Source organism: Rhodococcus sp. PAE-6 (genome assembly GCF_025290685.1).
GTDB classification, from domain to species: domain Bacteria; phylum Actinomycetota; class Actinomycetes; order Mycobacteriales; family Mycobacteriaceae; genus Rhodococcus; species Rhodococcus pyridinivorans.
Genome location: NZ_JAOCLZ010000009.1, coordinates 21,516 through 40,597, shown reverse-complemented (window position 1 = coordinate 40,597; position 19,082 = coordinate 21,516). Strand labels below are relative to the sequence as shown.

The 19,082-nt window shown below is 67.8% G+C and carries 15 protein-coding genes and 1 pseudogene; 8 read left to right on the top strand and 8 right to left on the bottom strand.

All coding sequences use genetic code 11. The features are described 5' to 3' along the window. Positions 1-103: 103 nt before the first annotated feature. Entirely contained in the window at positions 104-1,525 is a 1,422-nt protein-coding gene (locus NVV99_RS17670) for a DEAD/DEAH box helicase (RefSeq protein ID WP_024101438.1), read from the top strand. A gap of 51 nt (positions 1,526-1,576) precedes the next feature. On the opposite strand, the gene NVV99_RS17665 is transcribed toward NVV99_RS17670, so the two are convergent. The 3 genes from NVV99_RS17665 to NVV99_RS17655 form a co-directional block, all read right to left on the bottom strand. Beyond that, a complete protein-coding gene (locus NVV99_RS17665; RefSeq protein WP_024101439.1) occupies positions 1,577-2,599 on the bottom strand; it encodes a GTP-binding protein in 1,023 nt (340 codons plus the stop codon). A gap of 72 nt (positions 2,600-2,671) precedes the next feature. Continuing rightward, positions 2,672-3,307, bottom strand: a complete 636-nt coding sequence (locus NVV99_RS17660; RefSeq protein ID WP_041803406.1) for an MBL fold metallo-hydrolase — start codon at positions 3,305-3,307, stop codon at positions 2,672-2,674. Continuing rightward, positions 3,304-4,389, bottom strand: coding sequence for an S-(hydroxymethyl)mycothiol dehydrogenase (locus NVV99_RS17655; RefSeq protein WP_260782959.1), 1,086 nt, complete (start codon positions 4,387-4,389; stop codon positions 3,304-3,306). Before NVV99_RS17655 ends, NVV99_RS17660 begins: the two co-directional genes overlap by 4 nt. A 333-nt stretch (positions 4,390-4,722) precedes the next feature. Between NVV99_RS17655 and NVV99_RS17650 the strand changes: the two genes are divergently transcribed. Next, a complete protein-coding gene (locus NVV99_RS17650; protein WP_024101442.1) occupies positions 4,723-6,504 on the top strand; it encodes a cutinase family protein in 1,782 nt (593 codons plus the stop codon). A 39-nt stretch (positions 6,505-6,543) separates the two neighbouring features. On the opposite strand, the gene NVV99_RS17645 is transcribed toward NVV99_RS17650, so the two are convergent. Then, the gene (locus NVV99_RS17645; protein WP_024101443.1) at positions 6,544-7,821 is read right to left on the bottom strand and encodes a LuxR C-terminal-related transcriptional regulator; all 1,278 of its coding nucleotides are present in this window, start codon (positions 7,819-7,821) and stop codon (positions 6,544-6,546) included. 167 nt (positions 7,822-7,988) lie between these two features. Between NVV99_RS17645 and NVV99_RS17640 the strand changes: the two genes are divergently transcribed. Both NVV99_RS17640 and NVV99_RS17635 read left to right on the top strand, forming a co-directional pair. After that, positions 7,989-9,566: a long-chain fatty acid--CoA ligase gene (locus tag NVV99_RS17640; RefSeq protein WP_024101444.1), complete on the top strand. Its 1,578-nt coding sequence runs from the start codon at positions 7,989-7,991 to the stop codon at positions 9,564-9,566. A gap of 89 nt (positions 9,567-9,655) precedes the next feature. Then, the gene (locus tag NVV99_RS17635; RefSeq protein ID WP_024101445.1) at positions 9,656-11,500 is read left to right on the top strand and encodes a siderophore-interacting protein; all 1,845 of its coding nucleotides are present in this window, start codon (positions 9,656-9,658) and stop codon (positions 11,498-11,500) included. A 351-nt stretch (positions 11,501-11,851) separates the two neighbouring features. Here the strand turns inward: NVV99_RS17635 and NVV99_RS17630 are convergent. Beyond that, positions 11,852-12,052, bottom strand: a pseudogene (locus NVV99_RS17630) (ISL3 family transposase); the annotation flags it as partial. 190 nt (positions 12,053-12,242) lie between these two features. Here NVV99_RS17630 and NVV99_RS17625 point away from each other — a divergent pair. The 3 genes from NVV99_RS17625 to NVV99_RS17615 are packed head-to-tail and all read left to right on the top strand — an operon-like array spanning position 12,243 to position 15,651. Beyond that, entirely contained in the window at positions 12,243-12,929 is a 687-nt protein-coding gene (locus tag NVV99_RS17625) for a TetR/AcrR family transcriptional regulator (RefSeq protein ID WP_242411734.1), read from the top strand. Positions 12,930-12,942: 13 nt separating this feature from the next. Then, entirely contained in the window at positions 12,943-13,800 is an 858-nt protein-coding gene (locus tag NVV99_RS17620) for a 3-hydroxyacyl-CoA dehydrogenase (protein ID WP_024101447.1), read from the top strand. Between the two features lie 45 nt (positions 13,801-13,845). Continuing rightward, positions 13,846-15,651 carry an oleate hydratase gene (locus tag NVV99_RS17615; protein ID WP_024101448.1) on the top strand — a complete coding sequence of 602 codons (1,806 nt, stop codon included), beginning with the start codon at positions 13,846-13,848 and terminating at the stop codon, positions 15,649-15,651. 72 nt (positions 15,652-15,723) lie between these two features. On the opposite strand, the gene NVV99_RS17610 is transcribed toward NVV99_RS17615, so the two are convergent. The 3 genes from NVV99_RS17610 to NVV99_RS17600 form a co-directional block, all read right to left on the bottom strand. Then, positions 15,724-16,410, bottom strand: a complete 687-nt coding sequence (locus tag NVV99_RS17610) for a transposase (protein ID WP_339325497.1) — start codon at positions 16,408-16,410, stop codon at positions 15,724-15,726. Beyond that, positions 16,314-17,006, bottom strand: coding sequence for a transposase (locus tag NVV99_RS17605; RefSeq protein WP_242411736.1), 693 nt, complete (start codon positions 17,004-17,006; stop codon positions 16,314-16,316). The genes NVV99_RS17610 and NVV99_RS17605 overlap by 97 nt, the downstream gene beginning before the upstream one ends. Before the next feature lie 683 nt (positions 17,007-17,689). After that, entirely contained in the window at positions 17,690-18,001 is a 312-nt protein-coding gene (locus tag NVV99_RS17600; protein ID WP_006247389.1) for a putative quinol monooxygenase, read from the bottom strand. Between the two features lie 107 nt (positions 18,002-18,108). On the opposite strand from NVV99_RS17600, the gene NVV99_RS17595 reads away from it, so the two are divergent. Then, positions 18,109-19,050: a GlxA family transcriptional regulator gene (locus NVV99_RS17595; RefSeq protein ID WP_024101449.1), complete on the top strand. Its 942-nt coding sequence runs from the start codon at positions 18,109-18,111 to the stop codon at positions 19,048-19,050. The last annotated feature ends 32 nt before the right edge of the window (positions 19,051-19,082 follow it).

Genomic DNA, 19,082 nt, shown 5'->3' with positions numbered 1-19,082 from the left:
AGTACGCACAGATGCACCGGCCTTCCTTGCGGCGATCGCACAGCACCACGGGCACACGGTCCGTCGAGTGCACACACGCCGCATCGAAAGGCAGCGCTGTTCCATGACCACATCTTTCTCCGATCTCGGGGTGCCCCGCCCGCTCGTCGCCACGCTGAACGACGCCGGGATCACCAGCCCCTTCCCCATCCAGGTGGACACCCTCCCCGACACCCTCGCCGGTCGTGACGTGCTCGGACGCGGACGCACGGGTAGCGGTAAGACCCTGGCCTTCTCGATCCCGCTCGCCGCTCGCCTCGCAGGCAGGAGCACCAGGGCGGCAGGCCGTCCGCGTGGCCTGATCCTGGCTCCCACCCGCGAACTGGCGACCCAGATCGCCGCGGCCATCGAACCGCTCGCGCATTCGTCGGGTCTGAAGGTCACCACGATCTTCGGCGGCGTGTCGCAGAAGCGCCAGGTCGAGGCCCTCCGCCGCGGCGTCGACATCGTCATCGCCTGCCCGGGCCGCCTCGAGGACCTCATGCGCCAGAAGTTCGTGGTGCTCGACGACATCGAGGTCACAGTGCTCGACGAGGCCGATCACATGGCAGACCTCGGCTTCCTGCCCGGCGTCACCCGCATCCTGACGGCGACACCGAAAGACGGTCAGCGCCTGCTGTTCTCGGCCACCCTGGACAACGGCGTCGACAAGCTCGTCAAGCGGTTCCTGAAGAACCCGGTCATGCACTCGGTCGACGAGGCCACCTCCCCCGTCGCCGCGATGACCCACCACGTCTTCGACGTCGCGGGCATGGATGCGAAGAAGGACCTCGTCCGCACCCTCGCATCGGGAACCGGTCGCCGAATCCTGTTCATGCGCACCAAGCATCAGGCCCGCAAGCTCGCCAAGCAGCTCACCGACTCCGGCATCCCGGCGGTGGACCTGCACGGCAACCTCTCCCAGAACGCCCGCGACCGCAATCTCGCCGCGTTCTCGTCGGGTGAGGCGCGGGTGCTCGTGGCGACGGACGTCGCCGCACGTGGTGTCCACGTCGACGACGTCGAACTCGTCGTGCACGTCGATCCCCCGGCCGAGCACAAGGCGTACCTGCACCGCTCCGGTCGCACGGCCCGCGCCGGCAGCACCGGCGACGTCGTCACCGTCGTCCTGCCCGACCAGCGCAGGGATCTCGCGGCCATCATGCGCAAGGCCGCCATCGACGTCACCCCCATCAAGGTGACGGCGGATTCCGAGCACGTGCTGAAGCTCGTCGGCGAGATCGCGCCGTACGTCGCGCCGGCCCCGAAGCAGGCTGCCGCGCCGTCGCGTCCGCAGCGCAACGGTGGCAGCCGCCGTTCGTCGGCTCCCCGCCAGGGCTCCGGTTCGGGTCAGCGTTCCTCGTCGAGCGGACAGCGTTCCGCCGGTGGTCAGCGCTCCTCGGGTGGGCAGCGCGCGGCCGGCGGTCAGCGTTCGGCCGGTCAGGGCGCCGCAGCTGCCACCGGTGGCCGTCGTCGTCCCCAGCGCCGTACCTCCGCCGCTCGCTGAGCCGAAGGACCGGACCTCCCGCGTCAACGGAGTGTGAACCGACCTCCCGCGTCAGCGGGGCGTGAAGCGGTGTATCGCGTACATCGCGTCCGCGGACACCGGTTCGGTCGGCACACAGCGGCGTAGGCGCTCGCGTACGTCGTCGGAGTCGAGATCGGCCCCGATGACGACGAGCTGCGTCCCGTCGGGCACGTCGTCGCCGCGACCCGCCGGTTCGAACCGGATGTGGTCGCCGACGGTGTGCAACAGATAGGTGCCGGTATCCAACCCGGCAGCGACTCGCACGTATCCCTTGATACGGAACACCCCTGCGGGCTGGTTCTCGAGGAAATCGACCAGCACGCGGGGGTGCAGTGCATCTGCGGACTCGAAGGTGATCGCGTCGTAGCCGTCGTGCAGATGGGTGTGCTCGTGGTCGTCCTGCTCGTAGAGCAACCGGTCGAGGGTGAGCTGCTCCCCCAGCTGCGGACCGGGCCGCTCCGGGATGTCGAACAGCAACCCCGGGTCGATGCGACCGTGGTCGGTCGAGACGACGGCGGCGCGGGAGTTGAGCCGGCACAGGCGGGTCAGCAGATCGTCGTGGGTGTCGCCGTCGATCCGGTCGGTCTTGTTGATCAGCACCAGATCGGCGAGCGCGACGTGCTGTTCGAGTTCGGGATGCTGCGCCGCGGTCGCGTCGAACTCCACCGCGTCGACGACCAGCACGAGGCCACCGTAGGAGACGTATTCGTTCTCCGAACCGGCGACGAGCCGGATCATGTTGCGGGGCTCGGCGAGTCCGCTCGCCTCGACGACGATCACGTCGAGATCGGACGAGCGGTGGGCGAGCTTGTCGAGCATCGCGTCCATGTCGCTGACATCGACTGCGCAGCACAGACATCCGTTGCTCAGCGAGACCATCGAGTCGACCTGCCCCGCGACCATCATCGAATCGATGTTGACGGAACCGAAGTCGTTGACGATCACGCCGATCCGCGCACCGCGGGTGTTGCGCAGCAGGTGGTTGAGCAGCGTCGTCTTCCCCGCGCCGAGAAATCCGGCCACCACGATCACCGGGATCTGCTTCTTCGCCATGATGGTGAGACTAGCGGGGCGCTCGTGCGCGGTTCCGGCGGCGACCGCCACCGGAACCGCGCACCGGCAGTATCAGCTGCCGCGCTTGATCCATTCCTCGAGATGCGGCGACTCGGTGCCGATCGTGGTGCCGTCGCCGTGACCGGTGTGCACCTTCGTCTCTGCGGGCAGGACGAACAGCTTGTCGCGGATCGACCCGATGATGGTCGGGAAGTCCGAGAACGAGCGTCCCGTCGCGCCCGGTCCGCCGGAGAACAGGGTGTCGCCGGTGAACAGCTCACCCGCTTCCGGCAGGTACAGGCAGGTCGAGCCCGGCGAGTGACCCGGCGTGGCGATCGCCTGGATGTCGGTGCCGGCGACGCTGATCCGCTCCCCGTCCTCGAGTGTGCCGTGCGCGACACCCGGGTGGGTCATCTCCCACAGCACGTCGTCGGCCGGGTTGAGCAGGATCGGCGCGTCGAGCTTCTCGGACAGCTCCGGCGCCACAGTGATGTGGTCGTTGTGTGCGTGCGTGCACACGATCGCCACGACCTTCCGTCCACCGACGGCGTCGATGATCGGCTGCGCGGTGTGCGCGGCGTCGATCACCACGACCTCGGAGTCGTCGCCGACGAGCCAGATGTTGTTGTCGACCTCCCATTCGCCGCCGTCGAGCGCGAAGGTGCCCGACGTGACGACCCGGTCGACGCGGATCGGCGAGGTGCTCACAAGACCACCACCGAACGGAGGACCTCACCGCGGTGCATCGTCTCGAACGCCTTCTCGACGACGTCGATGCCGATGCGCTCGGTGACGAACTTCTCGAGCGGCAGGCGTCCCTGCTGGTACAGGTCGACGTAGGTCGGGAAGTCGCGCTCGGGCAAGCAGTCGCCGTACCACGAGCTCTTGAGCGAGCCGCCGTGCGAGAAGAAATCGATCAGCGGCATCTCGAGCGTCATGTCCGGGGTGGGCACGCCCACGAGGACGACGGTGCCGGCGAGGTCGCGCGCGTAGAAGGCCTGCTTGTAGGTCTCCGGCCTGCCCACCGCGTCGATGACGACGTCGGCACCGAAACCACCCGTCAGCTCCTTGATCGCCTCGACCGCGTCGGTCGAGGTCGAGTTGACGGTGTGGGTGGCACCGAGGTCGGTGGCCCACTCGAGCTTCTTGTCGTCGCGGTCGACGGCGATGATCGTGCCGGCACCCGCCAGGCGCGCTCCCATGATCGCGGCATCGCCGACACCGCCGCAGCCGATGACGGCGACGGACTGGCCGCGGGTGACCCCGCCGGTGTTCACGGCGGCACCGAGACCGGCCATGACACCGCAGCCGAGCAGGCCGACGACGGCCGGATCGGCGCTCGGGTCGACCTTGGTGCACTGGCCGGCGTGGACGAGGGTCTTGTCGGCGAACGCGCCGATGCCCAGCGCCGGGGAGAGTTCGGTGCCGTCCTCGAGCGTCATCTTCTGCGTGGCATTGAAGGTGTCGAAGCAGTACTGCGGCTGCCCGCGCTTGCAGGCGCGACACTGGCCGCACACCGCGCGCCAGTTCAGGACGACGAAGTCGCCGACGGCGACCGAGTCGACGCCCTCACCGACGGACTCGACGACACCGGCGGCCTCGTGGCCGAGCAGGAACGGGAACTCGTCGTTGATGCCGCCCTCGCGGTAGTGCAGATCGGTGTGGCACACGCCGCACGCGGCGATCGCGACGACGACCTCACCGGGTCCGGGATCGGGGATCACGATGGGCACGACCTCGACGGGCGCTCCCTTCGAGCGAGCGACGACTCCGCGGACTGTTTGCGACATGCTGTCTCCGTTTCGTGATGCGACCGGCAGTGTCCGGTGTTTCCGACTTCCGGTGATTCCGACCCTAGCCACTCCCGCGGCGCTCTGCTCCTGATCGTTCGGCGGGCCCGACCCGGCCGAACGGCCAGTCGCTGAGCGGCGAACTCGAATTGTCCGATTAGAGTATTTCCCTTGGATCTTGCGGCTCGCCGTGCGGGCCGGCATTTCTCCGTCGCCACCTCGGTAAACCCGTGTCGGTGTAACGCTGCGAGCGACCTTCACGAAATCCGTTACGACCCGCCGCACTTCGGCGGGCCGGCAATTCCTCGGTCAGAAACGGATTGGTAGAGGCCCATGGCACTTCGAAAGTCGCTGTCGCGTCGGCGGATTCTCGCCGGCGTCTTCGCCCCCACCGCGCTCGGAGTCGTGGCAGCGGCCGCGATCGTGCTTCCGCAACAGGACACCCCCACCGTGGCCGACCCGTATCTCGCCGGCCTGGCGAAGACCACCGAATGTCACGACATGGTCAGCCTGGGCATCGGCGGTCGCGGCGACATCCCTCGCGACGAGTCGAAGATGCTCGTCGACGAGAACGGCAATCGCCTTCCCGCTGCCCAGCAGGGTGCCTACGGCAGCATGTGGGTGGATCCGGTGATCAATGCCCCCATGTCGGAGCATGCGCCGGGCGAAGGCTACGCGGCGATCTATATCGAGTACCCCGCCGACCTCGCGAGTTACGAGAACGCGGTGAACAAAGGCGCCGAGAACACCATCGAGGTGATGAAGGCCATCAGGCGGTCCTGCCCCGACACCCAGTTCGCCATTGTCGGCTTCAGCGAGGGCGCCGACGTCGCGCGCCGCGCCGCGATGCAGATCGGCACCCAGAAGCCGGGCGAGGACGGTGAATGGGACATCATCGATCCCGACGCCGTCAGCGGCGTGGTCATCCTCTCCGACGCCGGCCGCAGGGAAGGCGAAGGTTTCTTCCCGGGTTCGAAGAACGGCACGAACCCCGACGGCTTCGACCGTCCGTACCAGCCGGGTGCGGATCCTGTTCCCGGCCGCGGAGTGCTTCCCGACACCAGCGGTGACTTCGGCGAGCTCGCCGGCAAGGTCGCGTCGTTCTGCTCCGAAGGTGACTTCACCTGTTCGGCACCCGAGAACATCGCGCTGATCGAACTGCTCGCGAACGTGGGCCGCCAAGTGAACGGTGATGCACTCGAACGCGAGGGTCTCACCCCCGCGACCGGCGCAGATCTCGCCCAGGTCATCGGTAGGGTCGCTCTGCTCGCCCTCGCCGACATCTCGGCGAATCCGGACTGGATGCGGTCGGACGAGACCTTCCTCGAGGTGCTCATCAAGGTTTCCGATCCGAGCTACGACCCCGCCACCGCACGCCCCACCACGCCGGTGGCCGCCGACGCCGACGAGGATGCCACCGGTGAGGACGCTGCCGAGACCCCTATCCCCGCGAAGCGTCTGTCCAACCTCGCGTACCTGCCGGAGAAGATCGTCAAGGAGGTCGTCGGGTTCATCCGGAGCAACGAGAACACCCTCGCGGTGGTGCTGGCCGACCCGTACGACCAGACCTTCGGCTACAACGAAGAGACTCGGGACCACTACGGTCACCACTTCGACTACTGGGACGACATCGACGGCAAGGGCACATCGACCGCCGCGTACGCCGCCGCCTGGCTCGAGCACCTGGCCCGCGAGGCCAAGGAGGGCAACAAGATCGATCCGAACAAGGTCGACAAGGCCACGGTGCTCATGATCGTCGAGGAGACGGCGAAGGCTGAGACCGCCGAGGCGTCCACCACGCCGGAGACCTCGCCGTCCTCGACCGTCACCGACGATGCGACGGTCGCCGACAGCAGCATGCCCTCCCCCGTCGACGGTGTCCCGGCTCCCGCAGGCGACCCCGCTGCACCGGTGGCCCCGCCGGCACTCGAAGCGGGCGTGACGGCAGCCACGCCCACCCCGGTGACCACCACGGCTCCGGTCCCCACCCCGTCGGAGACCACGACTCCGGCCACGGGCGAGACCACCACGGGCGCCGGGTCGACCACCTCCTCCGGAACGCCCACGACGACCGTCGCCCCGACGACGACCACGTCGCCGGAACCGGCTGCCTGACCGTCCTCGACGGGCCACCCGACGACCGAGAACTCGGCGTCAGCCCGCGGCGCGGACCCCGGCCTCTGCACCGAGAGCCGCGGCCTCACCGCGAGTGCTGACGCCGAGTTTTCGTAGTACGCCGGCCACGTGGAACTTCACCGTCGACTCGCTCACGCCGAGGCGCTCGGCGATGACGCGGTTGCGCCGTCCGGCCACGAGATGTTCGAGGACCTCGATCTCCCGGGGCGCGAGCGCGGCGAGCGCATCGAGAGCGGGGCCGTCCGTCGCGGCGATCGGCAGGTCGAGCGGGAAGCTCACCGCGACCCGTGTCCCCCAACCGGGCGTCGACTCGGATTCGATTCCACCGCCGAGGGTTTCGACGCGGTCGCGGAGCTGGCGCTCGAGTTCGACGACGTCGATCTCGCCGTGGCCGTCGTCGCGCACGTCCACCAACAGGGTCGAGTCGTCGCAGGTCCACGCGACACGCACCCGCGTCACGTCGGCCTGACCGGACATCGCCAGCACCGCACCCCGCGCGATCGCGCGGGCCGCGTGCGCGACCTCGCCGGGCAGTCCCCGTCCACCTACCGGCGGAGCGACCATCTGCAGGTCGAGCGGACGGTGCCGCACCAGATCGCGCAGCTCGCCGTGGAGTCGGGCGAACGCGGTGGTCAGCGCCTCCTCCGCGAGTTCGCGGTGCAGGTCCACCGCCGATCGCAGGCCGATCAGGGCCTCGGTTGCAGTCTCCCGCGCCGTGGTCCGGGCACGGGTGTCGTCGAGATCCTTCGACCGCAGTGTGGCGAGGATCGTCTCGAGGGTCACGGCGTGGGATTCGGTGAGTTCGGCGACGGTGCGGGCCCGCTCCGCCGAGGCGGCCCGCGATTCCGCGAGATAGGCCGGGCTGGCGGTGTGCACCTGCAACCGGATGCCGGTGGCGACCACGCCGAACGCCGCCCGCACGAGATCGAGGGCCGCGGAGGTGGCCCGGGCCCCGCGCGGCACGAGCACCAGGAGCGTGTCGGTGCTGTCGAGGATCGCGCACACCTCACGATCGCGACCGGCGAGACGGAAGCTGCCGCGGCGGATCTCCCCCGCGGCGAGGTCGTTCCGCACCCGATCCAGCTCGGCGATGGTCACCCGGTCGACGATCGACGGGTCGCCGGCCACCTTCCGTGGCCGGCCGGTGCATTCCCTCGTGAAGATCACCAGGGCACTGTGCGGAGCGAGGTCGTCGACGTAGGTGGAGAATCGCTGCGCGATCTCCGCGAGCGGACCGGTGAGGACGTCGCGCAGCTCGGCGATCAGGACCTCGGGACGACGGGCAGCGGGACTCACATGCCCACGATATCGGCGTCCACCGGCGCCTTCCCGGAGGAGCCCCGGCCCCTGCCGACGCGTGCATCGCGTACTGCGCCACTTCGGCCCCTCGGACCCCGGCCGGCGGTAACATTCCGATCACTGGGGCGACATCGATTCCTCGTCCGTGGGAGGTGCTGCGAACAGTGGCGGACCCCCGCGCGACGACGGGCACCGCGACCGCGATCGACGGTCGCGACGGGTTCCCCGCGACCGTGCCGGGTCTGCTGCTCGACCGGGTGTCCCGCTCCCCCGACTCCGTCGCCTACCTGTGCCCGGACGGTGAACGGTGGCGTCCTTCGACGTGGACGGACGTACGCCGCGAGGTCTTCGACCTCGCGGCGGGACTGATCGGTCGGGGTGTGGGAGCTGGATCGCGGGTCGCGATCTGCGCGACGACCTGTTATCGGACCGTCGTCGCCGACCTCGCGATCGCGTGCGCGGGCGGCGTCACCGTCCCGATCTACCCGGCGACCCGCGACGACGAGGTGCGGTCGCAGATCCGGCGTGCGCACACCGTCCTCACCGTCGCCGACCGGCCGGTCGCCGCCACCGACGTCCTGGGCATCGACGGACTCGACAAGCTCGCCGACGAAGGGCGCCGTCTGCTGCGCACCGACCCCGACGTCGTGGAGCAACGGATCGCGGCGTTGTCCCCGGACGACGAGGCCGCGCTGATATACACGGCGTGCGAGGACGGCCGCACCAAGGGCGCGTGCCTGACCCACCGGAGCACGACCTACGGCGCCCGTGCCGTCGCGCAGACCGGGATGATCTCGTCGTCCGACCGTCAGTTGCTGTGGTTGCCGCTCGCGCACGTCTTCGGCCGGTCGTTGCTGCTCATGGCCATGCACGCAGGTGTGAGCACCGCCGTCGACGGTCGCGCCGACCGCGTCACCGCGAATCTGCGCACGGTCCGGCCGACCTTCCTGGGATCGGTCCCGCACGTGCTCGAGAAGATCGCCCGGCTGGAACGGGACGAGCTCGGGGGTCGGCTCCGCTTCGTCGTCTCCGGATCGGCGCGATTGTCCGAAGACGTCGCCCGGCGGTTCGAGCAGCTCGGTGTACCGGTGCTCGAGTGTTACGGGATCACGGAGACCTCCGGACCGTCGTGCGCGAACCTGCTCGGCGCGCACCGCCCCGGCACGGTCGGCCGACCACTGCGCGGCACGGAGGTCCGGATCGCCGACACCGGCGAACTCCTCATTCGGAGTCCCGGAGTGATGACCGGTTACCACGACGATCCCGCGGAGAGTGCCGCCGCGCTCGACGCCGACGGCTGGTTCCACACGGGCGATCTCGCCGAGATCGACGCCGACGGATTCGTCGTCGTGACAGGGCACCGCAAGGACACCTTCAAGACCAGCACCGGAAAGTACGTCGGCCCCACCGCGCTCGCCGACCGCTGGCGCCGGATGTGTCCGGGCAGCGAACTCGTCGTGGCCGGGGAGCTGCGCCCGTACTGCGTCGGTCTCGTGTTCACCACCGCGCCGGAACCGGTCGTCGCGGCCGCGCTGGAACAGCTCGACGCCCGATCGGATCCGTGGGAACGCATCCGCCGTTTCGTCACGGTGAGCGAGCCGCTGGAGACCGACGATCTCGACCCGGCCGGGCGTCCGATCCGGGATCGCGTGCTCGCCCGGTACGCCAGTCTCGTCGACGAGATGTACGCGAACGGTCGTCGCGCGGGCCAGGACGGGTCGCGGCAGACGAATGCCCTCTGAAGTAAGGTTCGCCTAAACGCAGGTCACCGCGCGGGCGGAGAGACCGGTCGTTCCGCCGTCCACGATCCCCTGCCGAGGAGAACGCACCCATGGCCCGTAGTCTTCGCCCCCTCGAGGTCTTCCCGATCACCACGCGGTACCTGAAGGTGCTCCGCGTGACGGACGTGAGCCCCGGGATGCGGCGGGTGACCCTCGGGGGCGAACAGTTGCGGGCGCACGTCGCGCCGAACGGATTCCCGGTGGAGGCGTTCCGGTCCGACGGTGTGGACGACGAGTTCAAGCTGATGTTCAAGCATCCCGAACTCGACGAGGCCCTCGGCCCCACCCAGGCCGACGGCGTGGTGAACTGGCCGCGCGATCCGAAGCTGCTCATGCGCACCTACACCGTCCGGCGCTGGGATCCGGTCGCCGGCGAGATCGACGTGGACTTCGTGCGCCACGGCGTGGGTCCCGCGTCGAGCTGGTCGTACCGCGCGGAACCCGGTGAGACCATCCAGATCGCCGGACCGAAGTCGTCGGCCGGACACCCGCAGGGCGTGGACTGGACGCTCGTGGCAGGCGACGAGACGGCGCTGCCGGCCATCGGGCGCTGGCTCGAGAACTGGCCGGAGGGTGCACGCGGCCGGATCTTCGTCGAGATCGCCGACGACTCGAATCGGCAGGATCTTCCCGTTCCCGCCGGTGTGGAGCTGACCTGGCTGAGCCGCGACGGCGCCGAGCCGGGCACGACCACCCTGTTGTTCGATGCCCTCCGGGCCGCCGAGTGGTGGGACGGCACGGTCTTCGCGTGGGTGGCCGGTGAAGCCCTCACGCTCACCCCGATCCGGCGGTGGCTGCGCAATGAGAAGGGCCTGCCGAAGGAACAGGTGGAGGTCACCGGCTACTGGCGTCGTCAGGAAGTCGCGGTGTCGGAGGCCGACGCCTCCCTGCCCGATTTCGAGACGACCGAGGACGAACGCGACCGTTTCGACGAATTGGCCGAGATCGCACCGGGTTTCGCGCTGCGGGTCGCAGCGACCATCGGACTGGCGACGGCCTTCGACGCGTCGCCGCGCACCCTCGACGAACTCGTGGCCAAGACAGGGACCGACCGCACCGGTCTGGGCAAACTTCTCCGTTATCTCGTCGCCGTGGGGGTGGCCGAGGATCTGGGCGAGGGCCGGTTCCGGCTCACCGGCGTCGGCCGTGAACTCGAGGACGACCACCACCTCGAGGAACTGCGACTCGACGGTGTGCACGCGCAGCGGGAACTGGCGGGCATGCTCGCACTGCTCGCTGCCGTCCGCACGGGTCGCGGGGACGACGCACATCGGTTCGGCAAGAGCTTCGCGCAGCGCGTCACAGACGACACCGCTCTCCTGACGGATCGGTACGAGCAGGAAGCCGAAATGGCCGTCTACTTCGCCAGTGCCCTCGCGGCGAAGGTGCCCTCCGATGTCTCGACGATCGCGGTCTCCGGTGAGGCCGCCGGTTCCTACGCCCACGCCCTCGTCACGGCGAATCCGTCGGTACGGGCGACCGTGGTGGCCGCGCCGTCGGAGATCGAGGTCCTGCGTCGCGTCCACGGCGAGCACGAGCGCGTCGCCTATACGCCGGGCAGCATGCTCGAAACCCGCCCCGAACCGGTCGACGCGGTGCTGCTGACCGGGCGGTTGAACGAACTGCCCGATGCCGACGCCGTGCACGTGCTGCAGCAGGCGGCGGCGGGACTGAATCCGGACGGCCGGGTCCTCGTTTTCGGCACTGTGCTCGACGACATCGCCGGTGAGCACGACTACGAGGACGATCTCGTCGACTTCGCGCTCAGCGGCGGCGGTGGTCGTACGCACGAGGACCACCTGGCACTGTTCGAGGCGGCCGGCCTCGCGGAACCCGAGCGCACGACGGTGGGTTGGGGCATGACGCTGTACACGTCCACCAGCTCGGCGGGCTGAGATCGTGAGAATGCAGCGGCCTCGCGACGCGCGGGGCCGCTGCAGAACGGCGAGAAGAGCTGCTGCGAGGAAGTCTCCCGCGAGGAATGTCTTCCGAACGGTGGACCTAGCGGGAGGCTTGTCGAAACTTGCTCCAGCGCTGGCACGGATGGTCGCGAGCCACAGGGCTATTCGGAAGCGTGCGTGTCCACCAGGCGCACCGAGGCGGAGCCTTCCTCAGCTGTCTCGACCGGATGAGGTTCGTCAGGTTCCGGAAGTTCAGGGCCGAGCCGCGGAGGCGCTCCAGGCACCCGTTGACGGTCCCGGTCGGGCCGTTGCACGTGCCGGTCCGGTCGAAGAACGCGAGGATGTCTCGTGGGCGAGACGCCGCGTGTCCGTCCCGCGCGAGAGCGCCCGGCTACCGCATCCCCGGCACCACGGGTCCGGCTCGGCGACGCGGCACTCGATCACCGCGCGATCCGGCTCGAGCAGCTGACCGACGGCCACAAGACCGAGCTCGTCGAGGTGGCAGAAGACGGTCAGGTCAGGGGTCGCGAAGGTAGCGTGGTGCACGTCGAGGTCTTCCGGCGGATGGTCAGTGTGAGAACTTCCATCATCGGAAGGCCTCGACTTTCATCCGGCGACCGACGCGCTCAGCCACCCACCCTCTCAACTGCGAAGAGCCACAACACCGGCCACGCCTGTCGCCGATCGTGTGCGTACGCCCTTTGCGGTCCGCAAGAAAATGAGTACGCTCATTAATGTGAGCGAGGTGCAGCAGCTTTCAGAGCGCGGACGGCGCCCGGGCGTTCGGGAGATAGAGTCCCGCCGCGAGCAGAGCATGCGGCTCAAGCGGGAGCGAATCTTTCGCGCCGCGTCCGACCTGTTGCGTGCGCGCGGGTTCTCCGCAGTGACGACGCAGGAGGTGTCCGCCGCGGCCGGGGTCGCAGCGGGGACCTTGTTCCGGTACGCAGCGACCAAGAGCGAGTTGCTGCTCATGGTCTACAACGAGGCACTCCGGGCCTCGATAGATGAGGGCGCCGCGCGTGCGGCGTTGACGCCGGATCCTGCCGCCGCGGTCTTCGCCCGCCTGCACCCGCTCGTCGTCGCTGCCGCACGTGAGCCGGAGAACAGTGCTGCGTACCAGCGGGAGCTGCTGTTCGGCCCTCACGACGCGAAGTTCCGGGCCGAGGGCATGGCGTTGATCTTCGAGCTCGAGGCGTCCCTCTCCGACACGCTACGACGCGCCGCTCCGACCCTCAGCGACGGGGAGGCACGCGTCGCAGGATCCTCGCTGTTCGCCGTCACTCATCTCGCGATCGCTCGGATGACGGCCTCGGACATCCCCGAGGCTGACGCGATCGACGACCTCAGACGTCAGATCACGCTCATCGTGACCGGCGTGCTGCACACACCCCGGCGGCCGGATCCGCCGCCCGAGAAGGAATGAAGGAAACAGAACAATGAGCAACATCACACACGTGACCGTCCTGGGAACCGGAGTCCTCGGCACCCAGATCGCCTTCCAGACCGCCTACAGCGGCTTCCAGGTCACCGCATATGACATCAGCAGCGACGCCATCGAGGCAGCCAAGAAGCGGTTCGACGCTCTCGTCACCACCTACAAGGACGACGGAGTCGCGGGGGCAGCCGAGGGGAAGGCGGACGAGGCGCTCACCCGCGTCCGGTTCTCCTCCGACCTCGCCGACGCGGTCGCGGACGCGGATCTGGTCATCGAGGCGATCCCCGAGGTACTGTCCATCAAGCAGGACACCTACCGAAGGCTCGGCGAGCTCGCACCGGAGAAGACGATCTTCGCAACGAACTCGTCGACACTTCTGCCCAGCGACCTCAAGGACTCCACCGGACGCCCCGCCAAGTTCCTCGCGCTGCACTTCGCGAACCGGGTCTGGAAGTTCAACACCGCCGAGGTGATGGGCACCGCCGACACCGATCCGGCCGTGTTCGACGAGGTCGTCGCCTTCGCCGGCAACATCGGGATGGTTCCGATCCCCGTGTACAAGGAGAAGTCCGGCTACGTCCTCAACTCGCTACTGGTGCCGTTCCTCAACGCCGGGTACGCACTCGCCGCCGGCGGATACGCCGAGCCGAAGGACATCGACAACGTGTGGCGGATCGGCACGGGAGCGCCGATGGGCCCCTTCCAGATCACCGATGTCATCGGCCTGGCCACCCCGTACAACATCCTCGCCCACGGCGGGGAGGAGGACCAGGCGCTCGCGGCCTGGCTGAAGAGCGAGTACATCGACCACGGCAAGCTGGGCGTCGCCACCGGCGAGGGCTTCTACACCTACAACTGACCCACGACCGCGGCAGAACAGTCCACGAGAGGACGTGCAAGCCAGATGTACTACAGCAGTGGAAACTACGAAGCCTTCGCCCGCCCCCGCAAGCCCGAGGGAGTCGAGAACAAGACCGCCTGGTTCGTCGGCGCCGGGCTCACCTCGATGGCCTCAGCGGTGTTCATGATCCGCGACGGGCAACTCTCCGGCGACAAGATCACAATCCTCGAGCGCCTGGACCTGCCCGGCGGCGCGCTGGACGGTATCAAGAAGCCGGACAAAGGGTTTGTCATCCGCGGCGGGCGCGAGATGGAAGACCACATGGAGTGCCTCTGGGATCTGTTCCGCACCATCCCGTCGCTCGAGGTCGACGGATCCGTCCTCGACGAGTTCTACTGGCTCAACAAAGACGACCCCAACTACTCACTCAACCGGGTCACACACCGGCAGGGCGAGGAGTTCGTCACCAACAATGAGTTCGGCCTGAGCGAGAAAGCTCAGAAGGAGTTGGTCAAGGTCTTTCTCGCCTCGCGTGAGGAGATGGAAGACAAGCGCATCGACGAGATCTTCGGTGAAGAGTTCCTGAGCAGCAACTTCTGGCTCTACTGGCGGACGATGTTCGCGTTCGAGAACTGGCACTCCGCACTCGAGCTGAAGCTCTACCTGCACCGGTTCGTGCACCACATCGGCGGGCTCCCCGACCTTTCGGCGCTGAAGTTCACGAAGTACAACCAGTACGAATCGCTCGTGCTGCCCATGTACCGCTGGCTCCTGGACCAGGGCGTGAGATTCGAGTTCTCCACCGAGGTCACCGACATCGACTTCGTTTTCGACGGCGACCGTAAACAGGCCACCCGCATCCACTGGACAAAGGGCGGCGTGCCCGGCGGCGTCGACCTCGGTCCCGACGACCTCGTGCTCGCCACGATCGGTTCGCTCACAGAGAACTCCGACGACGGCACCCACCACAATGCGGCCAGACTCGACGAAGGTCCCGCGCCGGCGTGGGACCTGTGGCGGCGCATCGCGGCCAAGCACCCCTCTTTCGGACGCCCCGAGGTGTTCTGCGGCGACATCTCGAAGACGAAGTGGGAGTCAGCGACGGTCACCACCATCGGCCCTGAGATCCCGAGGTACATCAAGAAGATCGCCAAGCGCGACCCGTTCTCCGGCAACATCGTCACCGGCGGCATCGTCACCGCGAAAGACTCGTCCTGGCTGCTCAGCTGGACAGTCAACCGCCAGCCGCACTTCAAAGCGCAAGCACCCGACGAGATCGTCGTGTGGGTCTACGGCCTGTTCGTCGACGTGCCCGGCGACTTCACCGGCAAGACAATGCAGGAGTCGACCGGCGAAGAGATCACCCAAGAATGGCTCTATCACTTGGGTGTGCCCGTCGAGGACATCCCGGAGCTCGCGGCAAACGGCGCGAAGACCGTGCCCGTGATGATGCCCTACGTCACCTCGTTCTTCATGCCCCGCACCGCCGGTGACCGCCCCGACGTGGTGCCCGAGGGCGCGGTGAACTTCGCGTTCATCGGCCAGTTCGCCGAAACCACGCGCGACACGATCTTCACCACCGAGTACTCGGTGCGTACTGCGATGGAGGCCGCCTACCAGCTGCTGGGCATCGATCGCGGCGTGCCGGAGGTGTTCAACTCCACCTATGATCTCAGGTTCCTGCTCGAGGCCACCGCGCGCTTGCGCGACGGCGAGGAGGTAGAGCTCCCCGGCCCGAAGTTCGTCGGCAACCGCATCATCAAGCACCTCGACCACACTCAGATCGGACAACTCCTCACCGACTTCGGACTCATCCCCGAGCTCGACGGCACGACGAAACGAGTCCGTGCCGATGACGCCGGAGCCTGACCCGCAGACGCTGACTCCGTCCACCGAGCGAGGATCACCCCGCGCCGATCTCTGGCCTGAGTTCCACAACTTTTAGTGACCCGCGTTTATCGCATCGATGAGTTTGCGGGCGTCGTCGTTGATGCTCGGCTCGACGATCATCTCGTGGTCGCCGATGGCGACCACGATCGTGCGCAGGGGTTCGAGGGCGCCGACGAGCTTCTTGATCGATACGCCGGTGATGTTCTGCAGGTATCGGGCAACCGCCAGCGCGGCGAACACCACGGTCAAGTGCGCCTCGATGGAATCCCTGGTCCGGTGGAAGACCGGTCTGGCCTTGAGGTCGGACTTGGCCATCCGGAACGACTGCTCGACCTTCCACAGGTCGTGGTACGACGCCACCACGGCGTGGCCATCCATGATCGTCGAGTCGATATTGGTGACGTACCCCTTGTATCCGGCCGCTTGGCGAGCCCGTTCGATCGAGGCCTCGTCCAAAGTGACGTTCTGTCCGATGAGCTTGACGAACCGCTGCTTCTTCAAGGGCTCGGCCCGGTGGGCCACCCGCTGAGCACGGTCGATCTGCGCGCTGAGCGTGCGGCGATCCCGCTGGGCGCGCTCCCACTTGTAATGCCACACCACTCGGCGGTCGCGCCTGTCGCGGCCTTGCCCCATCGGGCGGGTCAGCTCCACGATCTCGCCGTCGTCGATGGCGTTGCCGGGGCGACCGAAGTGCTCTTCGAGCTCCTTGGGCGCTTTGGAGGTGCGGGAGCCGACGATGAACGATAGACCTGCGTCTTCGAGGCGTTGAGGTTGGCCGCTGAAAGCATCCCGGCGTCCGCCACGACGACCATGTCCGCGATTGCGTGCCGCTCCTGGAAGGCGGTAATCACTGGGATCAAGGTCTTGGTTTCGGCCTTGTTGCCCTCGAAAACGTGCACGTCCAGCGGGAATCCGTCCCGGGCGACCAGCAGGGCGACGCCGGGGCCGCCGGCGGCCGTGACGTGGCGCCAACAAGCGGCCGCGATGAGAGTGCGGTAGTCGCGAGCGATTACCCGACCCAGACAGTTGTAAAGCGTGTTGACGTGCGGGGGATCTAGGCCAAGGCGCCCAAGCACCCGTACCGAATCTAGTTTGCTCGTCGGCTCGACCAGACGGGCCAGTACCAGGTCGCGGAATACCGAATCCGCCACCACGCCCAACCCCAGGCGCTCGTAGCTGCCAGCCAAGCCCTGCCACAAAATTCGTGGCGACGAGCGTTTGACTACGGCTACCGTGCTGGCGGGCAGATCGATCACCGCCGAGGCTCGATCCTCCAGCCCGAGATCGAGTTCGTGCTGGTTAGCGTTGATTCGTTGCTTAGCAATCTCGATCAATGATTAGGTCGTCGGTTCGATTCCGACAGGCGGCTCCGGCGAAACAGCCCCCTGCCCTGCGCAAACGCAGGGCAGGGGCGGTTCGGTTCTGGTGGTCGCGCGATGCGCTGGCCTCACGGCTCTGCCCGACACCGACGTCGCTCTCCTCTGCGACGGACCCCTCGCCGGCTGAGCGCTCGCGGCCGGCATCCTGCCCGTGTGCCGATAGGCCTCGCTCCGCTCGGCAACGCCGATAGGCCTCGCTCCGCTCGGCAACGCAGCGTGGCGTTGTGTCGCGACCTGGACGTGCGAGGTGTCAACGGTGCGTCGGCGCAGCGATCGTTGTGTGCGCAGCGAGATGCTCCATGCCGCGCGCGCGGCGCGCACGAACGCAACGCCCCGGAACGCCAACGACCCGTCATCGCTGCGACGCGCAACGCGTCTCCCGTCACGGCAACGGATCGCAACCACGACCCGCCCACGGCGCCTCGCGGGACGGAGGGCAAGTTGACACAGTTGCGCTGCCATGGAACCGCGCTGGCTCTCTCGATGACCACCGGTGAAACAGTGCCGCTCCAGGCTTGCGCCTGGTGTTGCCTGGCCTCCTCGTGATCGGCCCGTCGGGGATCGTCAACGTGGTGCGGGTGTCGAGGCGGTCGGGTCCGACGGCTCGGCGGGGCGCGATCGTCTCGTGCGTTGGCGGACTACGGGAGCTTGGACGCGAGGACGTCGGCCGCCAGGATCTCGGGTGCTGCGCCGAGGAGGTGCTGGTTGGCCATCAGGGCTGCGACGATGGCGCCGTTGGCGTGGGCGTCGCGAGCGGCCTCGTCGGGGAATGCATCGAAGATCCAGAAGGTGTCAGCGTGGGTCCTAGCCGCGAACCAGACAATCGTTCCTACTTCTTCGTTGGCGAGTGCGACAGCGCCGGCGAGCAGATCGGCGAGCGCGTCGTGCTGTCCATCGGCCGCGACGATCTTGGCGACGAATGCATACGGAAGTGATGCTGGTGTGGACATGAAGGGTTCTCCTTGAAGTCGGGGTTCTTCGTGGGGCGAGTTCAGCGTATGACGAGCGAGGGCCGGTGGGGAGTGGCGTATACGACAGTATTGCTATTGTTCGCGCCATGCGTATCGGACTGATCGCGATCGACGGCTGCTTCGGTTCGGCTGTCGCGTCGGTCATCGACATCGTGCGGGTGGCCGACGGAGCCCGCGGCGATGTCGACCCGCGGATCGACCCGATCGAACTCGCCATCCTCGGACCGAAACGGCGAGTGACCACGACGGCATCGATGACCCTGTCGGTAGACCACCCGCTGTCGGAGTCCGGAGAGTTCGACGTGGTCATCGTCCCTGCGCTTGGAACCCTCACGGCCGCCGCTACCAACGACGCCCTCCAGAGCCGAGATGCACGTTCGGTCATCGCCTCACTCGGGCGCCTCGACGACGCGACCACCCGGATCGCCGCGGCGTGCACCGGCGTGTTCGCCGTCGCCGAGACCGGACGGATGAATCATCGGCGGGCGACGACCAGCTGGTTCCTGGGGCCGGAGTTCCTGAAGCGCTATCCGACCGTCGCCCTCGATCTCGACACCATGGTCGTGGTCGACGGGAACCTCGTCACCGCCGGCGCCGCGTTCGCCCACATCGACCTCGCGCTCTCACTCGTGCGATCGATCAGCCCCGACCTGGCCCAACATGTCGCCAAGCTCCTCATCATCGACGAGCGTCCGTCGCAGGCGGCCTTCGTCGCCTACGAACATCTCCGGCACGAGGACCCGATCGTCGTCGAGTTCGAACGCTTCGTGCGCGCCCGCCTGGACGAACCGTTCAACGTCGCCTTCGTCGCGCAGTCGCTCGGCACCAGCCGGCGCACCCTCGAACGACGAGTCCGTGCGGCGCTCAACCTCACTCCGCTCGGCTTCGTCCAACGGCTTCGCATCGAACGAGCTCGGCACCTCTCAGCAACCACGGACCTCACCTCCGCCGAGATCGCGCTACGGGTCGGCTACGCGAACGCCGAGACTCTGCGCTCCCTCTTGCGCAGGGAGCGACGCCGTTCCTGACCTATCGCCATGCCTGTAGCCGGTGTCCTAGC

Bases quoted from the DNA above. Each gene is read 5' to 3' on its own strand.
- NVV99_RS17670 (WP_024101438.1), top strand. From the start codon at position 104: ATGACCACATCTTTCTCCGATCTCGGGGTGCCCCGCCCGCTCGTCGCC.
- NVV99_RS17665 (WP_024101439.1), bottom strand. From the start codon at position 2,599: ATGGCGAAGAAGCAGATCCCGGTGATCGTGGTGGCCGGATTTCTCGGC.
- NVV99_RS17655 (WP_260782959.1), bottom strand. From the start codon at position 4,389: ATGTCGCAAACAGTCCGCGGAGTCGTCGCTCGCTCGAAGGGAGCGCCC.
- NVV99_RS17650 (WP_024101442.1), top strand. From the start codon at position 4,723: ATGGCACTTCGAAAGTCGCTGTCGCGTCGGCGGATTCTCGCCGGCGTC.
- NVV99_RS17635 (WP_024101445.1), top strand. From the start codon at position 9,656: ATGGCCCGTAGTCTTCGCCCCCTCGAGGTCTTCCCGATCACCACGCGG.
- NVV99_RS17620 (WP_024101447.1), top strand. From the start codon at position 12,943: ATGAGCAACATCACACACGTGACCGTCCTGGGAACCGGAGTCCTCGGC.
- NVV99_RS17615 (WP_024101448.1), top strand. From the start codon at position 13,846: ATGTACTACAGCAGTGGAAACTACGAAGCCTTCGCCCGCCCCCGCAAG.
- NVV99_RS17600 (WP_006247389.1), bottom strand. From the start codon at position 18,001: ATGTCCACACCAGCATCACTTCCGTATGCATTCGTCGCCAAGATCGTC.
- NVV99_RS17595 (WP_024101449.1), top strand. From the start codon at position 18,109: ATGCGTATCGGACTGATCGCGATCGACGGCTGCTTCGGTTCGGCTGTC.